Below are 24,928 nucleotides of genomic sequence, written 5' to 3'. Positions count from 1 at the left end.
AAAATTTATGCCCTTTAATCTTTTTGGTACCTCTTCTGGCGCCAGCCACCGCACCCGTCATGACGCGAAAGTAATGCTGCCGGGCAAGCCGGGCCTGGAAGGGACGCGCAATGGCCGCATCATCACCGTGACGGAGAGCCAGCAGCAGATCCTGAAAAAAGCGAATCGCTCGATTGAAGATACCTGGAAAACGTTAGATAAGGGGTCTGCTAACCAGATCCACGACATCCTGCACACGCGCGGCGGCGTGGTAAAACGTACGGTCGCCTGCCGGGCCGAAAACAGCTCTGAGGATAACCGCCCCTGGCGCGCCGCCCGCTTTCGGGCCGGAAACTGCGGCGAAATGGCGGCGGTAAACGGCCTGCTGCTGGCCTCCTCCGGCATCAGCGAGCCGGTAGCCGTTTGCAGCGCGCTGGATGGCGATCACGCCTTTGTGATGGTAGGCGACAGGCGCATCAACGGCGAGCGCATCTATTCCGATGCCTGGCCGCTCTATGGCCGCGCCGACAAAGAGCAAAACTACGACCTGTCCAAACGCTATCGCATCGTGAAAGAGTATGCGCCGCAGGCCGCTAATCCCGAGGTGCGGGAGCGATTAGTGCATGGCGACAAGGCCAGCCGCGAGGAAGTCAATGCGCTTTACCAGCGCGAGATGCGGCGGGAGGGGCAGCCTATCGACAGTAAGGATCTTAGCTCGTTGAAACAAATTGCCCGGCGTCACGGTGGCGGCCTGTATCAGCAATATCAGGCCTCGAAAAATATCAATGTGTACTATCAAACCGAAAGCGGCGGCGATGCCACCGAGCTAAAACCAGAGATGAAGCGATCCGTGTATGAATCCCGGCGCCGTCGTCAGGATGATGCGACCCGTACAGAGGTGGCGGAGCTGATGCGCAACATTAACCGCGGCGTGTAAACGCTTAACAGGAAAATTATGGCTATCAGTCGACTGAAAACGCTACTGGCTCCGCTGCTGCGTCAGTTGCGCATTGATGAGGCGCAGCTGGAAGAGAGCGGAAGCTACGTAATGGAAGCGCAGGGCATCGCGCTGCTGTGGGAGGAGAGCCCGCGAGATTACCTGACGCTAAGCTGCCAGCTGCCGATGCGCGAAAGTGATTTTGCCGATCCCGCCACGTTAAACATGCTGTTGCAGTGCAATCTGCTGGGGCTGGCGCATCCGCCGGTGCTGACCGCCACGCTGCCGGAGCAGCAAAGCGTGCTGCTGTGGACCCGCGAGCCTTTTATTTTACTGGAGCCGCACCAGCTGCTGGCGCTGTTTGAACGCTTTATCGCACAGGCGGAAAGCATGCAGCGCTTTTTGACCCTGCCGACCACAGGCTCGTCATAAAAAAAGGGCCACGAAAGTTGGCCCTTACGCTGTCAGTGCGGCTGTTTAAACCCGGCCTTCACCAGCTCTTCTTTAAAGGCGTTGGTAATGGCACGGTTGCCGCCGGTGACAGGATAGATAACGTTATTGATCACATCATCCAGATAATGCTCATCGAACTCCTGCAGCGTCAGCGGCGAGCCGCCTTCATCATTAATGGCAATTGAGCCGTGGATATGATCGCCCTCGTTTTTTGCCTTCAGGCTGTATCGACCCAGGCTGCTGTCCAGAGTGCTCATAAGATCTCCTTATTACCGTCAGGGATTGGTATCGCAAGCCCTGTTAAGTTTAGCCAGCGCCTGCCTGCGCGCCTAAGATTCCTCTGTAAAGAAAGCGCAAAGTGCGATCGCTGTCGCTTAAAAAATGCATGGCTGGATATTTATTTAATTCATTGATTTTTAAATATTTTTATTTAAACGCCGTGAAGGTACCTGAAATCACAATGATTTAAGGATAAAAGGCGAAAAATGGTACTAAATTGCTGGCAGAGGTCAGGAACGTCTGCGAACGAAGCGGTAAAAGGTCATCATGAAAAGCGACGAAGGCTGTTTTACAATGGGCAGCGGCCGGAAAAAACGGACGGCGAAAACGGCAGGACGGAAATCTTCTTCTATAATCAAGTGGCTACACAGTAGTAATTTTTTTATCTGGCTGAGGAAAATGGAATGAAGATTATTCTCTGGATTATTGCGATTATTTTTATTGTCGGCCTGCTGACGTTAACCGGCGTCTTTAAAGTACTTTTCTGATTAGTCATCAGGTGGCAATACGCGCGTATTGTCACCTTTTGCCCGCCGGTTTCGCCAGAGCGGACGCCGCGGTCATTTTTTCCTTTTTATCCGGTAACTGATGGAATATGTCGGCTTCATCCTGCTCTGTTACCGCGATAGCCTGACGAAACAGGCAATCTTTTAAGGTGATGGGTTTCCAACAATACGCACATATCGCCCCGTGATGATCGCCAAAGCGGTCGCCGCGAGTCGTGAAAATGAGCTCTGCGTGCCCACATCTCCCGCATCGTATTCTCACGTCGGCTCCTTAAATTTCTGTGTTAACCAGGATTAATTTTACCAAAAAACGCGTATAGATCGATAAATAATATTTATCAGTTTCGTGAAATGATATTAACCCATAACAACATGATTCAAAAGAGATAACCCAGTTCTTTCCTTTTATTTACAATAGGGAGACGATGAATATTGTTACTTTGGGCGCTTTTATTTCTTTTTTTGGTTAAATAAGCATTAATTGCGCTAAATAAATGATCCAGATCAAACTCCATTAAAACAATTCATGATTGTAACTGACCCCATTAGCGCATTATTTCGTCCCGTTTTTAATCAGAAAAAAAAGAGAACTTTGCATAACCGCAATGTCGACCGGCTCAACTTTAAAAAAATTTGCACAGTTGAAAATTTGTTCGCTGTGCATTCATGAACCGTTTAATGGCGGTAATTACAATAGGGGCCGGATTAACAATATGACCAGGCCTGCCGTTTTTAATCAGCAACGGCAGAGATTTTTTAACAGCACCACGGGTGAGCGGTAGATTAAAATGACATTTTTTCGCTTTTTTCTTCTTTTCCTGAGCCTGGCAGGCGCAGGAAGCCTGTCCGCTACAGCTCAGGCACAAACACTGGGCGCCGCGATCTCCGGCGGCTGGCAAAATTTTAGCGACGGCGTCAGCACGACCTGGAACGAGCCGCAGCATTACGACCTTTACGTGCCGGCTATCACCTGGCACAACCGCTGGACTTACGACCAGGCGCATATTGATAAATACAACGAGCGCCCCTGGGGTGCAGGCGGCGGCATGTCGCGCTATGACGAAAAAGGCAACTGGAACGGCCTGTACGCGATGGCCTTCAAGGACTCCTTTAACAAATGGGAACCCTTCGGCGGCTACGGCTGGGAAAAAATCTGGCAGCCGCTGCGCAATAAAGATTTTCGGCTGGGGTTGGGCTATACGGCTGGGGTAACGGCAAGAGACAACTGGAAATATATCCCGGTTCCGGCGGTTTTGCCGCTTGCTTCAATAGGTTTTCGTGATGCCACCTTCCAGATGACTTATATTCCGGGGACTTACAACAACGGCAACGTCTATTTTGCCTGGCTGCGCTGGCAGTTTTAACAACAGGCGCACGCTAAAATTAAAATTGATGCGTAAAAAAAGCGATATTTATCACTTTTTCGTGAAAGGCCACTGGACAAAAGGCTCAGCAATTGCTGTACTAACCGTCGACACAGTTTAGTGTCCATTTTTCATGTAAAGGTAATATAGATGTCTAAGATCAAAGGTAGCGTTAAGTGGTTTAATGAGTCCAAAGGATTCGGTTTCATTACTCCTGAAGATGGTAGCAAAGACGTGTTCGTTCACTTCTCTGCCATCCAGAGCAACGGTTTCAAAACTCTGGCTGAAGGTCAGCGCGTAGAGTTCGAAATCACCAACGGTGCCAAAGGCCCATCTGCTGCTAACGTTGCCGCTATTTAAGTTATCAGACAGAATTTTAAAAACCCGCCTTATGGCGGGTTTTTTTTCGCCTGAGTGATGCCTCGTCTCCATGGAATGCCCGGCCAGGTGAGCCTGTAAGCCGGATAGCTGTTGCGAAAGTTCCCGTACTGCTCTGTGCCTGCATATTGCGCAGGTTCCCGCCGTAAGTACCGCTCTTTGCCTGCGTGTTGCAAAGGTTCCCTTAATGCTCTGTGCATGCGTGTCGCGCTGATTGCCGCCTGTAAGTTCCGCCCTCTGTTGGCCTGCCGCGCAGGTTCCTTTAATGCTCTGTGCTTGCGTGTCGTGCAGGTTACCGTCTGTAAGTACCGCCCTTTGCTGGCGTGCCGCGTAGGTTCCCTTAATGCTCAGTGCATGCGTGCCGCACAGATTTCCGCCTGCGAGTCCTGCTCTCTGCTTGCGTGCGCAAAGATCCTGTCCTGTTAGCGCTTCTTCCTGCTTGCGTAAAGATTGTGCCAAAACGTGATAAACGAAACAGTCATCGTTAACTGCGCCGGGTGCAGATGCCTGTTTTGCGGTCTGTGAAGCCCAAACGCGGCTTATTCTGTAACAGGCGTCGGCGTCGGTCGGGTTGCTTATCGTGTCAGTCAGGCTATATAACCTGTAGAAGAAAAGCGCTGACGCCCTGAGCGGGCCGCAATTAACAGGAGAGAGAATGAGGATCCGACTGGCGAATACGCACGACGGTTTTGCCCTGAGCGCGCTGTTAACCGAACTGGGCTATGCCAACACCGAAGTCTTTATTGAGCGTCGTCTGGCGCAGCTGATCGACGACAGGGCAGAACAGCTGCTGATTGCCGAGCAGGGCAGCACCGTATTAGGCTTTCTCTCGCTACATTTTATTCCGCAGCTGGCGCTGGCGGGGGATTTCGCGCGCATCAGCTATTTTTGTATCGCGGACGGCAAGCGTAGCGAAGGCGTCGGGCATCAGCTGTTAAGCCACGCCGAGAAGCTGGCAAAAGCGCACGGCTGCGATCGGATGGAAGTCCACTGCCATGAGCAGCGCATCAAGGCTAACGCCTTTTATAGCCGGGAAGGCTATAGCGAGGCTCCCCGCTACCTGATTAAAAATCTCGATGCGCACGCTTTTTATCCCCACGGAGAGACATAATGAAAGTGGCTTCAGGACAGTTTGCGGTCAGCCGCAGCTGGCAGGAGAATGCGGCAACCTGTACGGACTTAATGACCAGGGCGCTGGCCGGCGATGCCGATCTGCTCGTTTTACCGGAAGCCGTGCTGGCTCGTGATATCGCCGATCCGGATTTGGTGCTGAAAGCCGCTCAGCCGCTGGACGGGCCATTTTTAAACGAAATCCGTGCAGCCAGTCGCGGCAACGGCTTAACCACAATAATGACCGTACACGTGCCGACCGATAACGGCAAAGCGCTGAATGTGCTTATCGTCATTCGCAATGGCGAAATCCTTGCCCGCTACGACAAGCTGCATCTTTATGACGCTTTTACCATGCAGGAATCCCGCAATGTCACCGCCGGTGACGAGGTGCCGCCGCTGGTGGAAGTTGCCGGTATGCAAGTGGGTCTGATGACCTGTTACGACGTGCGTTTTCCTGAACAGGCTCGTCGTCTGGCGCTGGACGGCGCGGAAGTGCTGGTGCTGCCAGCCGCTTGGGTGAGAGGGCCGCTGAAGGAGATGCACTGGGAGGTGCTGGTAACGGCGCGTGCGCTGGAAAACACCTGTTATATGGTGGCCGTCGGCGACTGCGGCCCGCGTAATATCGGCTGTAGCCTGACGGTCGATCCGCTGGGCGTGGCGATAGCCAGGGCGGCTGAAGCGCCGATATTGCTTTTTGCTGATTTGGATCCCGCCCGTATCGCTCATGCGCGTAGCGTGCTGCCGGTGCTGGAGAATCGCCGTTTCGCTCGCCCTGAACTTATCAGCTCGCGGAAGCTTTGAAATATTGGGTAAGGAACGCTTCAGAGTGAGAGGGCAACAGGTGATATCACCATACCGCTATGGAGCAATGGTGTGGCATTGATAACGCGTTGCGGTACACTAGCCCCCAACATCCGCGATTTCAGGCTTTCCTGAGTCGCTTTATCTGATATCATTTCGCAGGCCGCTGTGCAGATATTACTCTGTTACAGATGGCAGTTTGTATTGACCGACAATCTGCGCGTTAATACACTTTATGCTTATTGACCTTTACCGGTCCGGTTAAATAAAGAAGGTGTGTATGGAAGGTATCAGTATTGCCAAACTGCTGATTATTGGCGCTCTGATTGTATTGCTTTTTGGAACCAACAAGTTACGCTCGCTGGGCGGCGATCTGGGTTCGGCGATCAAAGGCTTTAAAAAGGCGATGAGCGACGATGACACCTCCGCGAAGAAAGCGCCTGTCGCTGAAGAAAAAGCGGCTGAACAGGTTGCTCATAAAGAGTAACGCCCGCGTTAAGCGATAAAAAAACGGATGACAGGGTCATCCGTTTTTGTTTTTGTTGCAAATATGTAAAGAGTTATTTCACTTCCAGGCCTTTCGCCTGCATATCCGCATGGTAGGAAGAACGCACGAACGGGCCGCAGGCCGCGTGGGTAAAGCCCATTTCCATCGCCGCCTCTTTCATTTCGTCAAATTCCGCCGGACTGACGTAGCGCTGTACCGGTAAATGGTGGCGGCTTGGCTGAAGATACTGCCCCAGCGTCAGCATGGTCACACCGTGACGGCGTAAATCGCGCATCACTTCCACGATCTCGGCATTGGTTTCGCCCAGACCCACCATCAGGCCTGATTTGGTCGGGATCTCAGGATGCGCTTCTTTAAAGCGCTCCAGCAGCTTCAGCGACCACTCATAGTTGGCGCCGGGACGAACCTGGCGGTATACGCGCGGCACGTTCTCAAGGTTGTGGTTAAACACGTCCGGCGGCGTGGCGTTCAGAATATCCAGCGCGCGATCCATACGGCCACGGAAGTCCGGCACCAGCGTTTCGATTTTAATAGTCGGATTTTTAGCGCGGATAGCAGTGATGCAGTCGGCAAAGTGCTGAGCGCCGCCGTCGCGCAGGTCATCGCGGTCAACGGAAGTGATCACCACGTAGCGCAGGCCCATATCGGCGATGGTCTGCGCCAGCTTTTCCGGCTCGTTGGCGTCGGGCTGCACGGGACGCCCATGCGCCACGTCGCAGAAAGGACAGCGGCGGGTACAAATCGCGCCCAGGATCATAAAGGTGGCGGTGCCGTGGTTAAAACATTCTGCAAGGTTAGGGCAGGAAGCCTCTTCACAGACGGAGTGCAGACCGTTTTTACGCATGGCGGCTTTAATGCCCTGAATGCGGCTGGAGTCGGCAGGGAGTTTGATTTTCATCCACTCCGGCTTACGTAAAATCTCTGTGCGTTCGGTGACCACGGTTTTGACCGGGATCAGCGCCATCTTATCTGCGTCGCGGTACTTAACGCCGCGTTCCATCTGAATAGGTTTACTCATAATCTTGCTGTTTCCAGGTTGGCATGCGCTAAACAGCCGCGTGACGTTCAAATTTTTTTGAGAAAAGCGCAAAAATTATATCACCTCGCGGCGCGGGTTTCAGCCAGGGCAGAGGAGAAAATGTGACGGAATTGTAAATTTATGGCGTTCGCTCGTCCAGCCACTTTACGTCCGCTATCGCCAGCTCGCGGGCAAAATGCTTGATTAACAACGGCTGCACGTCGGCCAGCGTCACGCCCTTTTTATAGGCGCTGATTTGCGTCATCTCCAGCCCGGCGTAGCCGCAGGGATTGATGCGCAGAAAAGGCGCAAGATCCATATCCACGTTCAAAGCCAGCCCGTGAAAAGAGCTGCCGTTGCGGATGCGCAGGCCCAGCGAGCAGATTTTTTTGCCCTCGACGTAAACGCCGGGCGCATCCGGCCGGGCAGCGGCCTCAATATCGTAGTGCGCCAGCGTGGCAATCACCGTTTGCTCAATGGCGGTAACCAGCTCCCGCACGCCGGTTTTGCGACGTTTCAGGTTTATCAGCACGTACATGACCTGCTGACCTGGCCCGTGATAGGTGACCTGTCCGCCGCGATCGCTCTGCATAACCGGGATATCGCCCGGCATCAGCAGATGCTCCGCTTTACCGGCCTGGCCTTGAGTAAATACCGGCGGGTGTTCCACCAGCCAGATTTCGTCAGGCGTTTCCGCGCCGCGCTGATTGGTAAAATCGTGCATGGCCTGAGAGACGGGCGCCCAGGGCTGCAAACCGAGCTGACGAACGAGTAGGGTATCCTGATGCATGGAGAGTCCGGTCAGGGAGTAAAGAAGGGAGTATAACGCCGAACGAGGGCCGTGGTCAGCCCCCGATCGGTGATGGCTACAGCACCATCCGCACGATTTCTATTTTGCCCAGCTCGTCATACAGCGTTTCCACCTGCTCGATATGGGTCGCCGTAATAGTAATAGAAACCGAGTGATAGTTGCCTTTGCTGCTGGGTTTTACATCCGGAGAGTAATCGCCAGGCGCATGGCGCTGTACGACTTCAACTACTTGATCAACCAGTTCCGGCTGCGCCAGACCCATCACTTTATAGGTGAACGGGGTAGGAAATTCGAGCAGTTCTTTAAGATTGGTTTTCATAGGGGCTCCGGTAACGCTAAAACAAAGACTCCCGCCAACAGCGGGAGCCTACAGATAATATCAATATGCGGGCCATTCAGGCCGAAATCAAGCGCGGAACGCGACAGATTTAGCCAAACCAGTGATGGAACATCAGCTTGATGTAGTCAACGATACGGCCGAAGAATCCGCCTTCCGGCATATCGTTCAGCACCACCAGCGGATGCTGCTCGATGGTTTTGCCGTCCAGCTGGAAGTTGATGGTGCCGACCACCTGGTTTTTCGCCAGCGGCGCGTGCAGTTCGGTGTTGCTCAGCGTATAGCTGGCTTTCAGATCCTTCATGCGGCCGCGAGGGATAGTCAGGTAAACGTCTTTCTGCACGCCCAGCTGCACGCGGTCGCTGTTGCCGAACCATACCGGCTCGGAGGCGAACTCTTTACCGGCTTTCAGCGGCGCCACGGTTTCAAAGAAGCGGAAGCCCCAGGTCAGCAGCTTTTTGCTCTCGACTTCGCGGCCTTTAAAGGTACGTCCACCCAGCACGGCTGAAATCAGACGCATCTGGCCTTCGGTCGCGGAAGCGACGATGTTATAGCCTGCCGCATTGGTGTGGCCGGTTTTGATGCCGTCAACGTTCAGGCTGGTATCCCACAGCAGGCCGTTGCGGTTGGTCTGGCGGATATTGTTAAAGGTGAAATCTTTTTCTTTATAGACCGAGTACTCATCCGGCACGTCGCGGATCAGCGCCTGGCCGATCAGCGCCATATCGCGCGCCGAGCTGTACTGACCTTCGGCGTCCAGGCCGTGTACGGTCTGGAAATGGGTATTTTGCAGACCCAGCGCCTTAACGTAGTTATTCATCAGGCCGACAAAGGTGTCCTGACTGCCTGCGACATAGTCGGCCATCGCCACACAGGCGTCGTTGCCGGACTGAAGCACGATACCGCGAGTCAGCTGCGAAACCGGCACGCGATCGCCCGGCTTCAGGAACATCAGCGAAGAGCCTTTAAACACCGGGTTGCCGGTCGCCCAGGCATCTTTACCCACGGTGACCATATCGTCCTGATGAATTTTGCCCGCTTTGACCGCCTGGCCAATCACGTAGCTGGTCATCATTTTTGTCAGGCTGGCCGGATCGCGGCGCGCGTCGGCGTTTTTCTCCGCCAGCACTTTGCCAGAGTTGTAATCGATCAGCACATAGGCTTCGGCATCAATATCCGGCACGCCCGGGATCATGGTTTTGATGTTCACGTCTTCAGCGTGGGCGAAGGCGGTAAGGCTGAGGGCGATCAGCGAACCTGCCGTCAGGCGTTTGAACAGTTGGGAAGAGGTCAGAGTATTCATGTCGGGGACAACAACATCCATGGCTAAGTTAAAAAAAAGTGACTCACTATAGCAAATGCATTTCGGAGCGGCATCCGTCTTTACCTGGCTCATACAGCGTAACGCCAGGTAAAGATGGATTGCCGGATCGTTATCACATTTTGCCAGCTGCCGTGGTCACGAAAGAGGTGAGGTTGGCTTCGCTGGCAAGCCGTTGCTGCAACGCTGCCGCCTGCTGACGCGAGGTAAAATGCCCCAGTTGCACGCGATAAACGCCGCCGCGCGCGTCAACGCTGCCCGGCACGCCAAATTGTTTGCTCAGTGAGGCCGCCAGCTGCTGCGCGCGTGCGCCATCTTTCAGCGCGCCCGCCTGCACCGTAAAGGCCGTTCCGGCTGCGGCCGGTGCCGAAGTCGCTGCGGCTGGCGCCGAGACAGGGGCTGGCTGAGTCGGCACCGGTGCCGGTTCCGCTGGTGCAGGCTCGCTGCCTTCCAGGACGCCATTGGCCAACGGCTGCGGCGCGCCTAAAAAGCCGCTGCTGCGTACCGGCGCGCCCAGGTTGTCGTCGCTGCTGAGCGTGCTGTTATCCACGGGCCGGACGTCAGGCGGTGTTTGTTCAGAAAACGAGGCGCCGGTGCTTTCCTGCGTGCTTGTCATGCCCTGTGCCGCCGCCGCGCCGCCCATTACCACCATGCCGCCGCTGAGATCCGGGCGAGGCGGCAGCGCGTAGCTTTGTTTCGCGACCGTGGTGCCGATGGTGCCGGGGCCGGAAACCGAGCCGTCCGGCGCGACCTTAATAAAGTCCACCTTCACGCGGGAGTTATTGGAGATATTCAGGCGATCGCCCGCCGCTTTGGACAGATCGATAATGCGGCCCGGCTTGTAAGGCCCGCGATCGTTGACCCGCACCACGATTTGTCGTCCGTTCGCCAGGTTGGTGACGCGCACATAGGACGGCAGCGGCAGAGTAGGGTGCGCCGCCGTCAGCCCCTGCGGATCGTACTGCTCGCCAATCGCCGTGCGGCTGCCGTCGGCCGATTCGCTATACCAGCTGGCCAGCCCGGTTTCGCTGAAATTAGACGGATCGGTGACGATGCGGTAGTTCTGGCCGTTGACCCGATAATCCTGGTTGGCATTGGGGCTTAACGGCTCGTAGCGCGGCTCAACGCCGCCGATTTCAACGACCGGGCCGTTATAGGTTTGCTGTTGCTGTGTAACCGGTGCCTGCTGTTGTTCAGTAACACAGCCTGCCAGCAGCGCCGCTGCCAGACTAATCCAGAGCCAATCCTTACGCATATAAGCCTCTTAAACGCTTTTCGACAACAGTTTACGGTGGGTATGGATCGACATAATAATGCCAAACCCGGCCATCAGAACAATCAGGGCGGAGCCGCCGTAGCTTACCAGCGGCAGCGGGACGCCGACTACGGGTAATATACCGCTGACCATGCCAATATTCACAAAGACATAAACAAAGAAGATCAGCATCAGGCCGCCTGCCATCACGCGGCCAAAGGTGGTTTGCGCTCTGGCCGCCATCAGCAGGCCGCGCATGATCACCAGAATATAGAGCACCAGCAGCACCAGCACGCCGACCAGGCCCAGCTCTTCCGCCAGCACGGCAAAGATAAAGTCGGTGTGACGCTCGGGTAAAAACTCCAGCTGCGACTGGGTGCCGTGCAGCCAGCCTTTGCCGCGCAGCCCGCCGGAGCCGATAGCGATTTTGGACTGAATAATATGGTAGCCCGCGCCCAGCGGATCGCTTTCCGGATCCAGCAGCATCATGACGCGGTCGCGCTGGTAGTCGTGCATCAGGAAGAACCAGAGCACCGGAATGAAGGCGGCGACCAGCATCACGGCCACGAGGATCAGCTTCCAGCTCATGCCTGATAAAAACAGCACAAACAGGCCGGAGGAGGCTATCAGGATAGCCGTTCCCAGATCGGGCTGCGCCGCCACCAGCAGCGTGGGCATAAAGATTAGCACCAGCGCAATCGCGGTGTTTTTAAGCGTGGGCGGACAGACGTCGCGGTTGATAAAGCGCGCCACCATTAGCGGCACGGCTATTTTGGCTATTTCCGAGGGCTGAAAGCGCACCACGCCCAGATCCAGCCAGCGCTGCGCGCCTTTACTGATATGGCCGAAAGCGTCCACGGCTATCAGCAGGATCACACAAAGGATGTAAAGATAGGGCGCCCAGCCTTCGTAAACGCGCGGCGGGATCTGCGCCATGACCAGCATGATCACCACGCCCATCGCAATCTGGCCCAGCTTGCGCTCCATCATGCCCGGATCCTGGCCGCTGGCGCTCCAGATAACCAGCGCGCTGTAAACCAGCAGGGCGGAAATCAGAATAAAAAAGGTCGGGTCGACGTGGATCCTCGTCCAGATAGTGCTTTTCTGGTGCCGATCGTTCATGGTTATTCGCCTTCATAGCCAGACGGCACCGGAGCGGCGTCTGGCAGGTTGGTATTGTTGTCCCCGAGCATAATATGGTCGAGAATTTGCCGCATAATGGTGCCGACCGCTGGCCCCGCGCCGCCGTTTTCCAGGATCATCGCCACCGCTACCCGAGGATGATCGTAAGGCGCAAAAGCGGTCATCAGCTTATGGTCGCGCAGCAGTTCGGAAATTTTATGGGCGTTATAGGTTTCGTTCTCTTTCAGGCCGAATACCTGCGCCGTTCCTGACTTGGCAGCGATTTTATAAGGCGCGTCGGAAAAACTTTTGCGCGCCGTGCCGTTAGGTCGGTTGGCTACGCCATACATGCCGTCCTTGGCGATTTCCCAGTAGCCGGAATGAATATCGGCGACCGGCGGGATCGCCGGCTGCTTCCACGGCACGGTAACGTTATTCACCTTGTTGGCCATCATCAGATGCGGCGTACGCACGATGCCGTCGTTAATCAGGATCATCATCGCTTTGTTCATCTGCACCGGCGTGGCCGTCCAGTAGCCCTGGCCGATACCTACCGGAATGGTGTCGCCCTGATACCAGGGTTTTTTAAAGCGCTTCATTTTCCATTCGCGGGTCGGCATGTTGCCGGCGGTTTCTTCCACCAGATCGATACCGGAAAGATGGCCGTAGCCAAATTTACCCATCCATTCGGAAAGCCGGTCGATGCCCATATCGTAGGCGACCTGATAGAAGAAGGTATCGGCGGATTCTTCCAGCGATTTGGTGACGTTAAGGTGGCCGTGGCCCCAGTGCTTCCAGTCGCGGAAGCGTTTTTCAGAGCCGGGCAGCTGCCACCATCCCGGATCGAACAGGCTGGTGTTTTTATTGATTACGCCGGCGGAAAGCGCCGAAACGGCAATATAGGGTTTTACCGTGGAGGCTGGCGGATAGGCGCCCTGAGTCGTACGGTTAATCAACGGGCGGTTCGGATCCTTCAGCAGCTTGTTGTAATCTTTGCTGCTGATGCCGTCGACAAACAGGTTCGGATCGTAGCTGGGCATGGAAACCATCGCCAGGATTTCGCCGCTGCGCGGATCGGTTACCACCACGGCGGCGCGGCTGCCCGCCAGCAGCGTTTCGATATACTGTTGCAGCTTGAGATCGATAGTCAGCCAGATATCCTGACCCGCCTGCGGCGACTGTTCGTGTAGCTGGCGGATCACACGGCCACGGTTATTGACCTCGACCTCTTCATAGCCGGTTTTGCCGTGCAGCATATCCTCGTAGTAGCGCTCTATGCCCAGCTTGCCGATATCGTGCGTGGCCGCGTAGTTAGGCCATTTGCCTTCTTTATCCAGTCGCTCAACGTCGCGATCGTTGATCTTGGAAACATAGCCCAGCACGTGGGTGAGGGCTGAGCCGTAAGGATAGTAGCGGCGCTGGTAGCCTTTGACTTCCACGCCGGGAAAAGCGTATTGATTCACCGCGAAACGTGCGACCTGCACCTCATTCAGCCCGGTTTTTACCGGAATAGAGGTAAAGCGGCGCGAACGCTTGCGCTCTTTTTCAAAGGCGACGATATCTTCATCGGTCAGGTCGACCACCGGGCGCAGCGCCAGCAGCGTTTTTTCGAGGTTTTCGACCTTCTCGGGCACCAGCTCAATCTGATAGATAGTGCGGTTCAGCGCCAGCGGCGTACCGTTACGATCGTAAATAATGCCGCGGCTTGGCGCGACAGGCACCAGCTTGATGCGGTTTTCGTTGGAGCGGGTACTGTAATCGGTGTAGCGGATAATTTGCAGATGATAGAGATTAGCTACCAGGATGCCGGAAAGCAGTAAGATGCCGAAAAAAGCGATCATTGCCCGCCGAACAAACAGCGTCTGCTCGGCGGTATAGTCACGAAAGGCGTTACGTTGTAATTTCATCCGCTGCGTTAATCTGTCCAGTTAAGGGCTATTCGCGATGGTAAGGGTGATTAGTGGTAATACTCCATGCCCGATAAAGGCTTTCCGCCACCAGCACGCGCACCAAAGGGTGAGGCAGCGTCAGCGTGGAGAGCGACCAGCTCTGCTCGGCGGCAGCCTTGCAGGCGGGCGCCAGGCCTTCCGGGCCGCCGATCAGCAGGCTGACGTCGCGGCCGTCCTGCTTCCAGCGCTCCAGCTGCGTCGCCAGCTGCGGCGTTTCCCACGGCTGCCCCGGAATATCCAGCGTCACGATGCGGTTGCCTTTGCCCACCGCCGCCAGCATCATTTCGCCTTCCTTTTCCAGAATGCGTTTGATGTCGGCGTTCTTCCCGCGTTTGCCGGCCGGCACTTCAGTCAGCTCAAACGGCATATCCTTGGGAAAACGGCGCAGGTATTCCATAAATCCGGTTTGCACCCAGTCAGGCATTTTCGTGCCGACGGCAACCAGCTGCAGCTTCACGGATTAGCTCCAGAGCTTTTCGAGTTCGTAGAGACGACGGCTCTCTTCCTGCATCACGTGGACGATCACATCGCCCAGATCGACCACCACCCACTCGGCGGCGGCTTTGCCGTCAACGCCCAGCGGCTTCAGCCCCGCCGCGCGCGATTCCTGCACCACGTGATCGGCGATAGAGGCGACATGGCGCGTTGAGGTACCGGTACAGATAATCATGCAGTCGGTGATACTGGATTTGCCCTGTACGTTAACAGTGACAATATCCTGGCCTTTCAAATCGTCAATTTTATCGATGACGAATTCCTGGAGTGCTTGACCTTGCAAAAGGTTCCCCTCTGAATACGGTTGAATGAGATGTCTGTCCGCCAGGCGGAAGCGCTATTATCCCACGTCGGCGCGGAAGATCCACGTTCCTGAGTCGAATAATTGTGAGCTTGTGTAGCCGCCGGGTAAAAAACATGGCAGCGGAGAATAACAGCCCCCGGCTGAGAGTCAATGGCTGCCGGGCCGATAGTTGCCCCGGAGAAGAGATGACGGCCGCAGAGGTACGGCCGTCGACAGAAAGAAAAAAGCGCAAGCGCGCAACGGCTCTTCCGCCTGTGTTAACGAAGTTGTAGCTTTATGCCGTTAACGGTTATTTATCGGTTATCACCAGGGCGGGAAAATGCGTTTTAACGCATTCGGTATAGTCGCCTTTTTTGAAGGCGCTATAAGGCGTTTGCTAACCTACCCGCTTACAGGCGTAGCTTTTGCCGCCCGGATTTTTTGCGTTGTAATCCCAGTTCATTTCCCGGTAGATGGGCAGGGCGCTGCCGCCGCACTCGACACGACCGTTGATGACCTGCGCCGTTACGCCGAAACCAGGCACCATGCCAGCCGCTTTAATCCAATGCGCTTATAAGAAGGACAAGTTTTGCTAAAAGTAAAGGCTTGATAAAAAAGGAAAGGCATTCTGTAAAAAGGCTGAATCAGCTTCGTACAAAATCCGCTGCTTTATTTAAGGGATATAAAGCAGCGTTATGAACGAAATAATTATTTTTGTGCCGGATAAAGATTTTGCTGGTTTATCCAGTTAATCACTGCCTCTGGCAGCATCCCGTCGCAGGAAAGGCCGGCGCGGCGGCGTTGCCGGATCTCGGTAGCGGAAATCGGCAGCAGCAACGTATCAGCAAGAAAAACCGATCCGGCGGGAAAATGATGCAGCCGCGAAATATCTTCTGTGCGGTGCGTGTCAAGCCAGTGCTGCTGTTCCGGCGTGGCCATGTTTTCGGCATAGCCGGGACGTTTACAAACCAGCAGATGGCAATAATCCAGCAGCTCCTGCCAGCGATGCCATTTATGCAGCGTCAGCAGGGAATCCTGACCGATAATAAACCCCAGCGGCTGCTGTTCTCCACGCTCCCGGCGAAGCTCAATTAATGTATCAATCGTCCACGAGGGAGTCTGACGCTGTAATTCGCGCTGGTCGATATCAAAAAGTGAATTATTAGCGATAGCCAGAGAAAGCATTTTTACGCGCTGGGCCGGAGAGGCTTCCGGCTGAGGGCGATGGGGCGGCACGTTGTTGGGCAACAGGGTAATCTTTTGCAGGCCAAGCCGGGCGGCCAGCGTTTCCACCGGGCGAAGATGGCCGTAGTGGACAGGATCGAAGGTGCCGCCAAACAGCGCCTGGAGCGTGGCCGGTTCAGTCATCGCAGAAGGTCTCGGGAAAAGCAGTGGTGCAGAGCAGCAGCGACAGCGTTTCCAGCTCGCGCCAGACAGCCTGACCATAATCCTGCTTGATCGTCAGTTCGATACGCGTCAGCAGCCTCACCGCCTGCGCCAGCTGTTTCGCCGTCAGCCGCTGCAGGGCCTCCGTAAACAGCGGGCGACGGTTCTGCCAGACGCGATGCTGGTCAAACAGCGTGCGCAGCGGCGCCTGCTGCATTTGCCGCTGTAGCGTCAGCAATGTCAGCAGCTCTCTTTGCAGCGTGCGCAGCAGGATCACCGGCTCGCTCTCTTCCGCTTTAAGCTGGCGCAAAATATGCTGCGCCCGCTTGCTTTTGCCGGCCAGCAGCGCATCCACCCAGTGAAAGGGCGTAAAATGGGCGGCGTCATTAACCGCCTGTTCCACTCTGGGCAGCGTTAATTTGCCGTCCGGCCAGAGCAGCGAAAGGCGTTCCAGCGCCTGCGACAGCGCCAGCAGATTGCCTTCGTAGCAGTAGCAGAGCAGCTGCACGGCTGCATCGTCCACCGTCAGCCGCATGCTTTTCGCGCGCGCGTTTACCCAGCGAGGCAGCTGAGCCTGCTCGGGCGTCTGACAGGGCACGATAACCGCGTTGACGCTGAGCGCTTTAAACCACGCGCTGTTTTCCTGAGCTTTGGTCAGTTTAGGCGCGCGCAGCAGCAGCAGAATATCCTCGTGCAGCAGCGTGGACAGCGTCAGCAGCTTTTCCGCTATCGCGGCATTCGGGCCGTTTTCCGGCAGCGATAAAAGCAGCGTCTGGCGGCTGGCGAACAGGCTGAGCGCCTGACAGGTTGAATAGATGGCGTCCCAGTCGGTCTGTTGATCGACCGCGACGCTGAAATGTTCGGTGAAGCCCTGCTGCTGGGCGCTGGCTCGTACGGCATCCTGCGCCTCCTGCAGCAGCAGCGGTTCATTACCGCTCAGAATATAGCAGGCGCGCAGCCCCTCACGGAGCTGCGCGACAAGCTGTTCAGGATAGATCCTGATCATCTGGCGTAAGAGCTATCTGGTAAAACAGCGCGCGATGAAGTCTGGTCAATCGCAGGCGGTGAATTCCCCAGCGTATTGACGGAGCTGTCGTTTTCCGCCGCGTGGACGGTCAGCAGCTTACGCACCAGCTGCTGGGCAGCCTGCACGCGCATTTCACTGATGATGATGTCCTGCTCGGAATCTTTCGCCAGCGCCGCCAGCGGGTTATCAAAGAAGGAGCGATAAACCGTGGCGCTCAGCGGATAGATGCCTTTATTCGGGATCAATACCTGCGCGTTAACGGTCATCACCAGCGAGTACTCGGCGGTTTTACCATCCTGGAAAATAGACGCGGTGTCGCGTCCCTGAGTTTCCGTCCCCAGACGCAGCGACGGCACGTCTTTGCGCAGGCCCGGTTTTTCCAGCACGGTTACGTTGTTAAGACGCAGCTGCTCACGAACGGCACGCGCCAGCGGCCCGTACGGATCGCCCGTATCCACGATCATGGTTTTCATTTCGTGCGGAACCGACGTGGTTCCGCGCAGGTGATAGCCACAGCCGGCGGTAAGCAACACCAGCCCGGCGATAAGCAAAGAGATAATCTGTCGCACGCTTCCTCCTGACATTAACCCACGACCAGGTTAAGCAGCTTGCCCTGAACGTAAATCACTTTACGAATAGTCACGCCATCAAGATATTTTGCGACCAGATGCTCTTGTGCGGCACGCGCCTGCACCTGCTCCTGAGTCGCATCCGCCGGAACGGTGATCTTGCCGCGAACCTTGCCATTTACCTGCACCACCACCAGCAGAGAATCCTCTACCATTGCGGCGTCGTCAGCCTGCGGCCACGGCGCATTATCCACTTCGCCTTCGCCGCCCAGCGCTTCCCACAGGGTGAAGCAGGCGTGCGGGGTGAAAGGATAGAGCATACGCACGACGGCCAGCAGCGCTTCATGCATCAGCGCCCGATCCTGCGGCTCTTCCTGCGGCGCGCGCGCCAGTTTGTTCATCAGCTCCATAATGGCGGCGATGGCGGTGTTAAAGGTCTGGCGACGGCCAATATCGTCCGAGACTTTAGCGATGGTTTTGTGCAGATCGCGACGCAGCGACTTCTGATCTTCATTAAGGCTGTTCAGGTCGAGCGCGCCAGCCGGGCCTTTCGCAGTATGTTCAAAGACCAGCTTCCACACGCGCTTCAGGAAGCGGTTAGCGCCTTCCACGCCGGACTCCTGCCATTCCAGCGTCATTTCGGCCGGAGAGGCGAACATCATAAACAGACGCACGGTATCCGCGCCGTAGCGCTCGACCATCACCTGTGGATCGATACCGTTGTTTTTCGACTTGGACATTTTGCTCATGCCCGCGTACACCAGCTCGTGGCCCGCTTCGTCGGTGGCCTTCACGATGCGGCCTTTTTCGTCGCGCTCGACGGTTACGTCAACCGGCGATACCCAGTTGCGCTCGCCATTGGCGCCCAGCCAGTAGAAGGCGTCAGCCAGCACCATGCCCTGGCAGAGCAGGCGTTTGGCTGGCTCATTGGAGCTGACCAGGCCGGCGTCGCGCAGCAGCTTGTGGAAGAAGCGGAAGTAAAGCAGGTGCATGATCGCGTGCTCGATGCCGCCTACATACTGATCGACCGGCAGCCAGTAGTTGGCCGCAGCCGGATCCAGCATCCCTTTGTCGAAATCCGGGCAGGTATAGCGCGCGTAGTACCAGGATGACTCCATGAAGGTGTCGAAGGTGTCGGTTTCACGCAGCGCCGGCCGGCCGTTGACGGTGGTTTTTGCCCACTCGGGATCGGCTTTAATCGGGCTTGTGATGCCGTCCATGGTGACATCTTCCGGCAGGATCACCGGCAGCTGATCTTCCGGCGTCGGCATAACCGTGCCGTCCTCCAGCGTTACCATAGGGATTGGCGCGCCCCAGTAGCGCTGACGGGAAACGCCCCAGTCGCGCAGGCGGTAATTGACCTTGCGCTCACCCACGCCTTTCTCCGCCAGGCGGGTGGCGATGGCGTTAAAGCCATCTTCATAGGAGAGGCCGTCGAATTCGCCGGAGTTGAACAGCGTGCCTTTTTCGGTCATCGCTGCCGCGCTCAGATCCGGCTCGCTGCCGTCCGCATTGAGGATAACCGGCTTCACCGGCAGATCGTATTTGGTGGCAAACTCCCAGTCACGCTGATCGTGGCCCGGAACGGCCATCACCGCGCCGGTGCCGTATTCCATCAGCACGAAGTTGGCGACCCACACCGGCAGCTGTTCGCCGGTCAGCGGATGCGTGGCGAACAGACCGGTCGCCATGCCTTTTTTCTCCATTGTCGCCATTTCTGCTTCGGCGACTTTGGTGTTGCGGCATTCAGCGATGAAATCCGCCAGCACGGGGTTGTTCATTGCGGCCTGGATGGCCAGCGGATGACCGGCAGCAACACCCAGATAGGTCACGCCCATAAAGGTATCCGGACGCGTGGTATAGACGGTCAGCTTCTCTTCACTGTCCTTGACGTCAAAGGTGATTTCCACGCCTTCGGAGCGGCCAATCCAGTTGCGCTGCATGGTTTTGACCTGCTCAGGCCAGCTTTCCAGCGTGTCCAGATCGTTTAACAGCTCGTCGGCATAGGCGGTGATTTTGATAAACCACTGCGGGATCTCTTTACGCTCGACCTTGCTGTCGCAGCGCCAGCAGCAGCCGTCGATAACCTGTTCGTTAGCCAGCACGGTCTGGTCGTTCGGGCACCAGTTAACGGCGGAGGTCTTTTTGTAGACCAGGCCTTTTTCATACAGTTTGGTGAAGAACCACTGCTCCCAGCGATAGTATTCCGGCTGGCAGGTCGCCAGTTCGCGGCTCCAGTCATAGCCAAAGCCCAGCAGCTTAAGCTGGTTCTTCATATAGGCGATATTGTCGTAGGTCCACGGCGCTGGCGCGGTGTTGTTTTTTACCGCGGCGCCTTCGGCAGGCAGGCCAAACGCATCCCAGCCGATAGGCTGCAGCACGTTTTTGCCCAACATGCGCTGATAGCGGGAGATCACGTCGCCGATGGTGTAGTTACGCACGTGGCCCATATGTAGGCGACCAGAAGGATAGGGCAGCATGGAGAGGCAGTAGTACTTCTCTTTGCCTTCCTCTTCGGTGACTTTAAAGGTTTGCTTCTCGTCCCAGTGCTGTTGAACACGGGATTCTATCTCTTCCGGGCGATATTGCTCTTGCATGGCAGCCAGTGGTCCTTTGTAAATAGCGCCGGGCACCTGGTGAGTCGCGCCGGGCTTAATGTTCGTTCAGATCCGCATAGCATAGCTGATCCGCCCCCGGCGCAACAACAGTAACCGCCCCGACAACGGGCATTTCTCTGCAAGCTGGAAGATGGCAGGCAAATTTCACCGCCGTCCCGCTGCAATAATCCGTTTAGCGCTAAACTGAATGAAGCATATATCGGCACGCTCAGGAGATAAAATGAACAAGGTTGCTCAGTATTATCGTGAACTGGTTTCCTCTCTGACCGAGAGAATTAATAAAGGCGAGCATGATATTGATGCTTTGGTGGAGGCCGCCCGGCAGCGCATGAATAATCGCGGCGAACTGACGCGCAGTCAGATTGACGACGTTACCCGCGCCGTGCGCCGCGATCTGGAAGAGTTCGCCCGCAGCTATACGGAAAATCAGGCGGACAGCGGCGACAGCGTTTTTATGCGGGTTATTCGGGAAAGCGTCTGGAAAGAACTGGCGGATATCACCGACAAGAGCCAGCTGGAGTGGCGCGAGGTTTTCCAGGATTTAAATCATCACGGCGTTTATCAGAGCGGCGAGGTGGTCGGGTTGGGCAATCTGGTCTGCGAAAAATGCCAGTTTACCCGAGCTATCTATACGCCGGAAACGCTGACGCGCTGTCCGGAATGCGGCAACGATCAGTTTCAGCGTCAGGCTTTTGAACCCTGAGCAGCAGGTAAACGCGCGGGCTGCTTTACTGCCCGCGCGGCAGATCCTGGGTCGAATTCCATTTAAAGCGCCGGGCCTTTTTACTGCCCGCGCTGGCTCAGGGACTAGTGCAGAATTTTGGCTAAGAAATCTTTCGCACGATCGGAGCTGGGATTATTAAAGAAATCGTCTTTCGGCGAATCCTCAATAATTTTGCCCTCATCCATAAAGATCACCCGGTTCGCCACTTTGCGGGCAAAGCCCATCTCGTGCGTCACCACCATCATGGTCATGCCTTCGTTCGCCAGCTCGACCATTACATCCAACACTTCGTTGATCATTTCCGGATCCAGCGCGGAAGTGGGTTCATCAAACAGCATCGCGACGGGATCCATACAGAGCGCCCGGGCGATAGCCACGCGCTGCTGCTGACCGCCGGAAAGCTGACCGGGATGTTTATTGGCGTGCGCAGACAGCCCTACGCGCTCCAGCAGCTTCAGGCCTTTCTGACGCGCCTCTTCTTTATTACGCCTGAGCACTTTAACCTGCGCCAGCGTCAGGTTTTCCACAATCGTCAGATGCGGGAAAAGCTCAAAATGCTGGAAAACCATGCCGACCTTCGCGCGCAGCTGCGCCAGATTAGTTTTCTTCTCCGTCACCGCCGTGCCGTTGACGGCGATGCTGCCTTGCTGAACGGGTTCAAGACCGTTGACCGTTTTGATCAGCGTCGATTTGCCGGAGCCGGAAGGGCCGCAGACCACGACCACTTCACCTTTTTTAACTTCGGTAGAGCAGTCGGTCAGTACCTGAAAGTGACCATACCACTTAGAAACGTTTTTCAGGGTAATCATTTAAACCGTCCTTTTTTTCTTCAGATAGCTGACCAAAAGCGAAGCGCTAAGGCTGATAACAAAGTAAACCGCGCCGGCAAACAGCACCATCTCGATCTCGGTGCCGTTATTGATGCCGATAGTGTCGGCGGTGCGGAAGAAGTCGGCAAGGCTGAGGACGTACACCAGCGAAGTATCCTGAAACAGCACGATGCCCTGAGTCAGCAGCAGCGGCACCATGGCGCGAAACGCCTGCGGCAGAATAATCAGCTGCATCGCCTGCCACTGCGTCATGCCCAGCGCCAGCGCGGCCTTGCCCTGACCGCCCGCGATACTCAAAATGCCCGCGCGGATAATTTCCGAATAGTAGGCGGCTTCAAACAAGGCGAAGGCGACCATTGCGGAGATCAGCCGGATATCGGTTTTAGGGGAGATCCCCAGCACCTGCTGTAAAAAGCTGGGCACCACCAGGTAAAACCAGAGCAGCACCATCACCAGCGGGACGGAGCGGAACAGGTTAACGTACAGTTTGGCGAACCAGCTGACGAGCTTAAATCTCGACAGCCGCATCACGGCCAGCAGCGTGCCCCAGATAATGCCGAACACCACGGCGATAGCGGTGATTTTCAGCGTGATAATCATGCCGTTAATCAGGTAGGGCAGATTGGGAACAATGGTGCTCCAGTCAAACTCGTACATTATTTGCCTCCCATGCCGCCGGGCAGGCGCACTTTGCGTTCGACCAGGCTCATCAGCAGCATGATTACGACGTTAATGGCGATGTAGGCCACGGTGATTGCGGTAAAGGATTCATAAGCGTGCGCGGAATAATCCAGCAGTTTACCCGCCTGTGCCGCCATATCGACCAGCCCGATGGTTGAGGCGATAGCGGAGTTTTTTACCAGGTTCAGCATTTCCGAGGTCATCGGCGGCACAATTACCCGGTAGGCGTTGGGCAGCAGCACGTAGCGGTAGGTTTGCGGCAGCGTCAATCCCATTGCCAGGCCGGCATTCTTCTGACCGCGCGGCAGCGACTGAATGGCAGCGCGCACCTGTTCGCAGACGCGAGCGGCGGTGAACAGGCCCAGGCAGAGTACAGAACAGGTGAAAAACTGGATATTGGGATCCAGCTCTGACTTAAACCACATGCCGACGCTTTCCGGCAGCAGCTCCGGCACCACCAGATACCAGATAAAAAACTGTACGATCAGCGGCACGTTGCGGAACAGCTCCACGTAGCAGGTGCCAAGAGCGGAAAGCCAGCGGTTGGGTACGGTACGCAAAATACCGAACAGCGATCCGACACAGAGGGCGATGATCCAGGCGCAGACGGAGACGGCGATGGTGACCTGAAAGCCGGACCACAGCCATCCCAGATAGGTGGTATTACCGAACGGGGCCTGCTGCAGGAAAATGCCCCAGTTCCAATCAATAGACATAAGTCACTCCGGTAGAAAAAAGGGTAGCAGCGCTACCCTGAAGATTGATGAGAGGCGTGTTTACCGTGGGGAACGACCGCGGCAAACGTCAGCCTGACTGTCGGCTTGTTGGTACCGAACTTATCAGGCCGCTGTCTGTCCTTGCCCGTGTTCAACAATCAAAGGCGGCACGCCGCCCTTATTTTTGTTATTAATTCAGCGCCTTATCATTCGGTGTTTTGAACGTGGCTTTCATATCTTCAGAGAGCGCAAAGTTCATATTCAGGTTTTTAGGCGGAATAGGCTGGGTAAACCATTTGTCGAACCATTTTGTCGCCTCGCCTGACGTCTGCGCTTTAGCGATGGTTTCATCCATCAGCTGTTTAAAGGCGGTATCGCCTTTGCGCAACATACAGCCGTAGGCTTCTTTCGACTGCGGCGTGCCTACGATTTCCCAGTTATCCGGTTTTTTGGCCTTGGCGCGTTCGCCTGCCAGCAGCGCATCGTCCATCATAAAGGCGACGGCACGGCCGCTTTCCAGCGTACGGAACGAGTCGCCGTGATCTTTAGCGCTGATGATACGCATCTCCAGCTTCTTCTCGTCGTTCAGCTTGTGCAGCAGGATCTCAGAGGTAGTGCCGGAAGTGACCACCACGGTTTTGCCTTTCAAATCCGGGAAATCCTTAATCGGACTGCCTTTTTTCACCAGCAAACGGGTGCCGATAACAAAGACGGTATTGGAGAAGGCCGCCTGTTGCTGACGTTCCGCGTTATTAGTGGTAGAGCCGCACTCAAAATCATAGGTGCCGTTTTGCAGCAGCGGGATACGGTTTTGCGAGGTGATCGGCAGCATTTTCACCTGCAGATCGGGCTTGTTCAGTTTGGCTTTGATCGCCGCCACGATGGCGTTGGAATAATCCTGCGAATAGCCGACGACTTTTTGCTGGTTGTCATAGTAAGAAAAAGGAACGGAAGACTCACGATGGCCGACGACGATAACGCCGTTTTTGGCAATTTTGTCCAGCGTGCTTTGCGGGGCATCAGCTGCGTGAGCCACGGCGGAGGACAGGCCAGCCAGTGCCAGCAGGCACAGCCCAGTTTTCCGAAATTTCATCTCCAACTCCTTCGTTGTAAAGCGCCATAACGGTGCGCCGATTGTGATGTTGTGTTTGTAACCGTTTATTGTTGTATTTTCAGCGCCAGGGCCGCGCCGGATAGCCATAACATAGCTGAATGTTAACGGTATGAAACAATAAAGTTTCGGTTTTGCGAAGCGTGCCGCACCAAAATAATGCATTGCCTGAAGGGCTGCCCGCTGGTGGCGCAGAGGACGAGCAGTTATGGTGCATTTCCGGCCAGCCGGTCGCTGTCGCTGACGTTTTCAGCGTAGTCGGGAAATAAATTGCAATCGCCATGCCAGATTTTCCGTATGGCTTTGTTGTGAGTGGTTTTTACGCGGGAAAGGTTCGGAAGAAAGCAGAAAAACGGG

The 24,928-nt window shown here is 55.7% G+C and carries 28 protein-coding genes; 8 read left to right on the top strand and 20 right to left on the bottom strand.

Features of this window, described 5'->3' with window-relative positions:
* Positions 1 to 7 precede the first annotated feature (7 nt).
* Together ACA373_RS10730 and ACA373_RS10725 are read left to right on the top strand one after the other, a co-directional pair.
* A complete protein-coding gene (locus ACA373_RS10730) occupies positions 8 to 916 on the top strand; it encodes a hypothetical protein (protein WP_253454934.1) in 909 nt (302 codons plus the stop codon).
* 18 nt (positions 917 to 934) lie between these two features.
* On the top strand, positions 935 to 1,348 hold the full coding sequence (locus ACA373_RS10725) for a CesT family type III secretion system chaperone (protein WP_253454933.1): 414 nt from the start codon (positions 935 to 937) through the stop codon (positions 1,346 to 1,348).
* A gap of 32 nt (positions 1,349 to 1,380) precedes the next feature.
* Here ACA373_RS10725 and ACA373_RS10720 read toward each other — a convergent pair whose 3' ends face one another.
* The gene (locus ACA373_RS10720; RefSeq protein ID WP_253454932.1) at positions 1,381 to 1,626 is read right to left on the bottom strand and encodes a hypothetical protein; all 246 of its coding nucleotides are present in this window, start codon (positions 1,624 to 1,626) and stop codon (positions 1,381 to 1,383) included.
* A gap of 1,316 nt (positions 1,627 to 2,942) precedes the next feature.
* Between ACA373_RS10720 and pagP the strand changes: the two genes are divergently transcribed.
* The 5 genes from pagP to tatE all read left to right on the top strand — a co-directional run bounded on the left by pagP (position 2,943) and on the right by tatE (position 6,297).
* Complete coding sequence (pagP, locus tag ACA373_RS10715) at positions 2,943 to 3,518, top strand: lipid IV(A) palmitoyltransferase PagP (RefSeq protein WP_370734491.1); 576 nt, start codon at positions 2,943 to 2,945, stop codon at positions 3,516 to 3,518.
* Positions 3,519 to 3,668: 150 nt separating this feature from the next.
* A complete protein-coding gene (gene cspE / locus ACA373_RS10710; RefSeq protein ID WP_004156612.1) occupies positions 3,669 to 3,878 on the top strand; it encodes a transcription antiterminator/RNA stability regulator CspE in 210 nt (69 codons plus the stop codon).
* Positions 3,879 to 4,551: 673 nt separating this feature from the next.
* Positions 4,552 to 5,007: a GNAT family N-acetyltransferase gene (locus ACA373_RS10705; protein WP_370734490.1), complete on the top strand. Its 456-nt coding sequence runs from the start codon at positions 4,552 to 4,554 to the stop codon at positions 5,005 to 5,007.
* Positions 5,007 to 5,810, top strand: a complete 804-nt coding sequence (locus ACA373_RS10700; RefSeq protein WP_370734489.1) for a deaminated glutathione amidase — start codon at positions 5,007 to 5,009, stop codon at positions 5,808 to 5,810. The genes ACA373_RS10705 and ACA373_RS10700 overlap by 1 nt, the downstream gene beginning before the upstream one ends.
* 280 nt (positions 5,811 to 6,090) lie before the next feature.
* Positions 6,091 to 6,297, top strand: a complete 207-nt coding sequence (gene tatE, locus ACA373_RS10695; protein WP_125288552.1) for a twin-arginine translocase subunit TatE — start codon at positions 6,091 to 6,093, stop codon at positions 6,295 to 6,297.
* A 73-nt stretch (positions 6,298 to 6,370) separates the two neighbouring features.
* Here the strand turns inward: tatE and lipA are convergent, their stop codons facing one another.
* The 14 genes from lipA to leuS form a co-directional block, all read right to left on the bottom strand.
* Positions 6,371 to 7,336: a lipoyl synthase gene (gene lipA / locus ACA373_RS10690; RefSeq protein ID WP_253454928.1), complete on the bottom strand. Its 966-nt coding sequence runs from the start codon at positions 7,334 to 7,336 to the stop codon at positions 6,371 to 6,373.
* A 139-nt stretch (positions 7,337 to 7,475) separates the two neighbouring features.
* The gene (lipB, locus tag ACA373_RS10685) at positions 7,476 to 8,126 is read right to left on the bottom strand and encodes a lipoyl(octanoyl) transferase LipB (RefSeq protein ID WP_253454927.1); all 651 of its coding nucleotides are present in this window, start codon (positions 8,124 to 8,126) and stop codon (positions 7,476 to 7,478) included.
* A gap of 76 nt (positions 8,127 to 8,202) precedes the next feature.
* Entirely contained in the window at positions 8,203 to 8,466 is a 264-nt protein-coding gene (gene ybeD, locus ACA373_RS10680) for a DUF493 family protein YbeD (protein ID WP_013201269.1), read from the bottom strand.
* Between the two features lie 109 nt (positions 8,467 to 8,575).
* Positions 8,576 to 9,787 (bottom strand): D-alanyl-D-alanine carboxypeptidase DacA, encoded by a 1,212-nt coding sequence (dacA, locus tag ACA373_RS10675; protein ID WP_253454926.1) that lies wholly within the window; start codon positions 9,785 to 9,787, stop codon positions 8,576 to 8,578.
* A 133-nt stretch (positions 9,788 to 9,920) separates the two neighbouring features.
* The gene (rlpA, locus tag ACA373_RS10670; RefSeq protein WP_370734488.1) at positions 9,921 to 11,060 is read right to left on the bottom strand and encodes an endolytic peptidoglycan transglycosylase RlpA; all 1,140 of its coding nucleotides are present in this window, start codon (positions 11,058 to 11,060) and stop codon (positions 9,921 to 9,923) included.
* A gap of 9 nt (positions 11,061 to 11,069) precedes the next feature.
* Entirely contained in the window at positions 11,070 to 12,182 is a 1,113-nt protein-coding gene (gene mrdB / locus ACA373_RS10665; RefSeq protein ID WP_253454924.1) for a peptidoglycan glycosyltransferase MrdB, read from the bottom strand.
* Positions 12,183 to 12,184: 2 nt separating this feature from the next.
* A complete protein-coding gene (gene mrdA, locus ACA373_RS10660; protein ID WP_253454923.1) occupies positions 12,185 to 14,089 on the bottom strand; it encodes a peptidoglycan DD-transpeptidase MrdA in 1,905 nt (634 codons plus the stop codon).
* Positions 14,090 to 14,117: 28 nt separating this feature from the next.
* The gene (rlmH, locus tag ACA373_RS10655; protein WP_253454922.1) at positions 14,118 to 14,588 is read right to left on the bottom strand and encodes a 23S rRNA (pseudouridine(1915)-N(3))-methyltransferase RlmH; all 471 of its coding nucleotides are present in this window, start codon (positions 14,586 to 14,588) and stop codon (positions 14,118 to 14,120) included.
* Between the two features lie 3 nt (positions 14,589 to 14,591).
* Positions 14,592 to 14,909 (bottom strand): ribosome silencing factor, encoded by a 318-nt coding sequence (gene rsfS / locus ACA373_RS10650; RefSeq protein ID WP_253454921.1) that lies wholly within the window; start codon positions 14,907 to 14,909, stop codon positions 14,592 to 14,594.
* Positions 14,910 to 15,306: 397 nt separating this feature from the next.
* On the bottom strand, positions 15,307 to 15,456 hold the full coding sequence (locus ACA373_RS10645) for a hypothetical protein (protein WP_370734487.1): 150 nt from the start codon (positions 15,454 to 15,456) through the stop codon (positions 15,307 to 15,309).
* Between the two features lie 161 nt (positions 15,457 to 15,617).
* Positions 15,618 to 16,277, bottom strand: coding sequence for a nicotinate-nucleotide adenylyltransferase (gene nadD / locus ACA373_RS10640; protein WP_253454920.1), 660 nt, complete (start codon positions 16,275 to 16,277; stop codon positions 15,618 to 15,620).
* A complete protein-coding gene (holA, locus tag ACA373_RS10635; RefSeq protein ID WP_253454919.1) occupies positions 16,270 to 17,301 on the bottom strand; it encodes a DNA polymerase III subunit delta in 1,032 nt (343 codons plus the stop codon). The genes nadD and holA overlap by 8 nt, the downstream gene beginning before the upstream one ends.
* A complete protein-coding gene (gene lptE, locus ACA373_RS10630) occupies positions 17,298 to 17,891 on the bottom strand; it encodes an LPS assembly lipoprotein LptE (RefSeq protein WP_301252591.1) in 594 nt (197 codons plus the stop codon). Before lptE ends, holA begins: the two co-directional genes overlap by 4 nt.
* A 14-nt stretch (positions 17,892 to 17,905) precedes the next feature.
* A complete protein-coding gene (gene leuS / locus ACA373_RS10625; RefSeq protein ID WP_370734486.1) occupies positions 17,906 to 20,488 on the bottom strand; it encodes a leucine--tRNA ligase in 2,583 nt (860 codons plus the stop codon).
* Between the two features lie 241 nt (positions 20,489 to 20,729).
* Between leuS and ACA373_RS10620 the strand changes: the two genes are divergently transcribed.
* Positions 20,730 to 21,212: a zinc ribbon-containing protein gene (locus tag ACA373_RS10620; RefSeq protein WP_253454916.1), complete on the top strand. Its 483-nt coding sequence runs from the start codon at positions 20,730 to 20,732 to the stop codon at positions 21,210 to 21,212.
* A 104-nt stretch (positions 21,213 to 21,316) separates the two neighbouring features.
* On the opposite strand, the gene ACA373_RS10615 is transcribed toward ACA373_RS10620, so the two are convergent.
* From ACA373_RS10615 to ACA373_RS10595, 5 genes are all read right to left on the bottom strand, one after another.
* Positions 21,317 to 22,042: an amino acid ABC transporter ATP-binding protein gene (locus ACA373_RS10615; RefSeq protein WP_253454915.1), complete on the bottom strand. Its 726-nt coding sequence runs from the start codon at positions 22,040 to 22,042 to the stop codon at positions 21,317 to 21,319.
* Positions 22,043 to 22,720 (bottom strand): glutamate/aspartate ABC transporter permease GltK, encoded by a 678-nt coding sequence (gene gltK / locus ACA373_RS10610; RefSeq protein WP_253454914.1) that lies wholly within the window; start codon positions 22,718 to 22,720, stop codon positions 22,043 to 22,045. It lies immediately after the preceding gene.
* A complete protein-coding gene (locus tag ACA373_RS10605; RefSeq protein ID WP_253454913.1) occupies positions 22,720 to 23,460 on the bottom strand; it encodes an amino acid ABC transporter permease in 741 nt (246 codons plus the stop codon). The genes gltK and ACA373_RS10605 overlap by 1 nt, the downstream gene beginning before the upstream one ends.
* A 190-nt stretch (positions 23,461 to 23,650) precedes the next feature.
* A complete protein-coding gene (locus ACA373_RS10600) occupies positions 23,651 to 24,553 on the bottom strand; it encodes a glutamate/aspartate ABC transporter substrate-binding protein (RefSeq protein ID WP_253454912.1) in 903 nt (300 codons plus the stop codon).
* 79 nt (positions 24,554 to 24,632) lie between these two features.
* The gene (locus ACA373_RS10595; RefSeq protein ID WP_253454910.1) at positions 24,633 to 24,854 is read right to left on the bottom strand and encodes a hypothetical protein; all 222 of its coding nucleotides are present in this window, start codon (positions 24,852 to 24,854) and stop codon (positions 24,633 to 24,635) included.
* Between the last annotated feature and the right edge of the window lie 74 nt (positions 24,855 to 24,928).

Origin of the sequence: Erwinia sp. STN24, from assembly GCF_041320675.1 — a bacterium.
In the GTDB taxonomy this organism is placed as follows: Bacteria; Pseudomonadota; Gammaproteobacteria; order Enterobacterales; family Enterobacteriaceae; genus Erwinia; species Erwinia aeris.
Note: the sequence above shows the minus strand (reverse complement) of the source record. Positions and strands in the feature narration are given on the sequence as shown.

Bases quoted from the DNA above. Each gene is read 5' to 3' on its own strand.
- dacA (WP_253454926.1), bottom strand. From the start codon at position 9,787: ATGAATACTCTGACCTCTTCCCAACTGTTCAAACGCCTGACGGCAGGT.
- ACA373_RS10620 (WP_253454916.1), top strand. From the start codon at position 20,730: ATGAACAAGGTTGCTCAGTATTATCGTGAACTGGTTTCCTCTCTGACC.
- ACA373_RS10730 (WP_253454934.1), top strand. From the start codon at position 8: ATGCCCTTTAATCTTTTTGGTACCTCTTCTGGCGCCAGCCACCGCACC.
- mrdA (WP_253454923.1), bottom strand. From the start codon at position 14,089: ATGAAATTACAACGTAACGCCTTTCGTGACTATACCGCCGAGCAGACG.
- ACA373_RS10600 (WP_253454912.1), bottom strand. From the start codon at position 24,553: ATGAAATTTCGGAAAACTGGGCTGTGCCTGCTGGCACTGGCTGGCCTG.
- lipB (WP_253454927.1), bottom strand. From the start codon at position 8,126: ATGCATCAGGATACCCTACTCGTTCGTCAGCTCGGTTTGCAGCCCTGG.
- mrdB (WP_253454924.1), bottom strand. From the start codon at position 12,182: ATGAACGATCGGCACCAGAAAAGCACTATCTGGACGAGGATCCACGTC.
- ACA373_RS10645 (WP_370734487.1), bottom strand. From the start codon at position 15,456: ATGGTGCCTGGTTTCGGCGTAACGGCGCAGGTCATCAACGGTCGTGTC.
- gltK (WP_253454914.1), bottom strand. From the start codon at position 22,720: ATGTACGAGTTTGACTGGAGCACCATTGTTCCCAATCTGCCCTACCTG.
- rlpA (WP_370734488.1), bottom strand. From the start codon at position 11,060: ATGCGTAAGGATTGGCTCTGGATTAGTCTGGCAGCGGCGCTGCTGGCA.
- holA (WP_253454919.1), bottom strand. From the start codon at position 17,301: ATGATCAGGATCTATCCTGAACAGCTTGTCGCGCAGCTCCGTGAGGGG.
- leuS (WP_370734486.1), bottom strand. From the start codon at position 20,488: ATGCAAGAGCAATATCGCCCGGAAGAGATAGAATCCCGTGTTCAACAG.
- ACA373_RS10605 (WP_253454913.1), bottom strand. From the start codon at position 23,460: ATGTCTATTGATTGGAACTGGGGCATTTTCCTGCAGCAGGCCCCGTTC.
- ACA373_RS10700 (WP_370734489.1), top strand. From the start codon at position 5,007: ATGAAAGTGGCTTCAGGACAGTTTGCGGTCAGCCGCAGCTGGCAGGAG.
- ACA373_RS10595 (WP_253454910.1), bottom strand. From the start codon at position 24,854: ATGGCGATTGCAATTTATTTCCCGACTACGCTGAAAACGTCAGCGACA.
- ybeD (WP_013201269.1), bottom strand. From the start codon at position 8,466: ATGAAAACCAATCTTAAAGAACTGCTCGAATTTCCTACCCCGTTCACC.
- ACA373_RS10720 (WP_253454932.1), bottom strand. From the start codon at position 1,626: ATGAGCACTCTGGACAGCAGCCTGGGTCGATACAGCCTGAAGGCAAAA.
- ACA373_RS10615 (WP_253454915.1), bottom strand. From the start codon at position 22,042: ATGATTACCCTGAAAAACGTTTCTAAGTGGTATGGTCACTTTCAGGTA.
- ACA373_RS10725 (WP_253454933.1), top strand. From the start codon at position 935: ATGGCTATCAGTCGACTGAAAACGCTACTGGCTCCGCTGCTGCGTCAG.
- lipA (WP_253454928.1), bottom strand. From the start codon at position 7,336: ATGAGTAAACCTATTCAGATGGAACGCGGCGTTAAGTACCGCGACGCA.
- pagP (WP_370734491.1), top strand. From the start codon at position 2,943: ATGACATTTTTTCGCTTTTTTCTTCTTTTCCTGAGCCTGGCAGGCGCA.
- nadD (WP_253454920.1), bottom strand. From the start codon at position 16,277: ATGACTGAACCGGCCACGCTCCAGGCGCTGTTTGGCGGCACCTTCGAT.
- cspE (WP_004156612.1), top strand. From the start codon at position 3,669: ATGTCTAAGATCAAAGGTAGCGTTAAGTGGTTTAATGAGTCCAAAGGA.
- ACA373_RS10705 (WP_370734490.1), top strand. From the start codon at position 4,552: ATGAGGATCCGACTGGCGAATACGCACGACGGTTTTGCCCTGAGCGCG.
- tatE (WP_125288552.1), top strand. From the start codon at position 6,091: ATGGAAGGTATCAGTATTGCCAAACTGCTGATTATTGGCGCTCTGATT.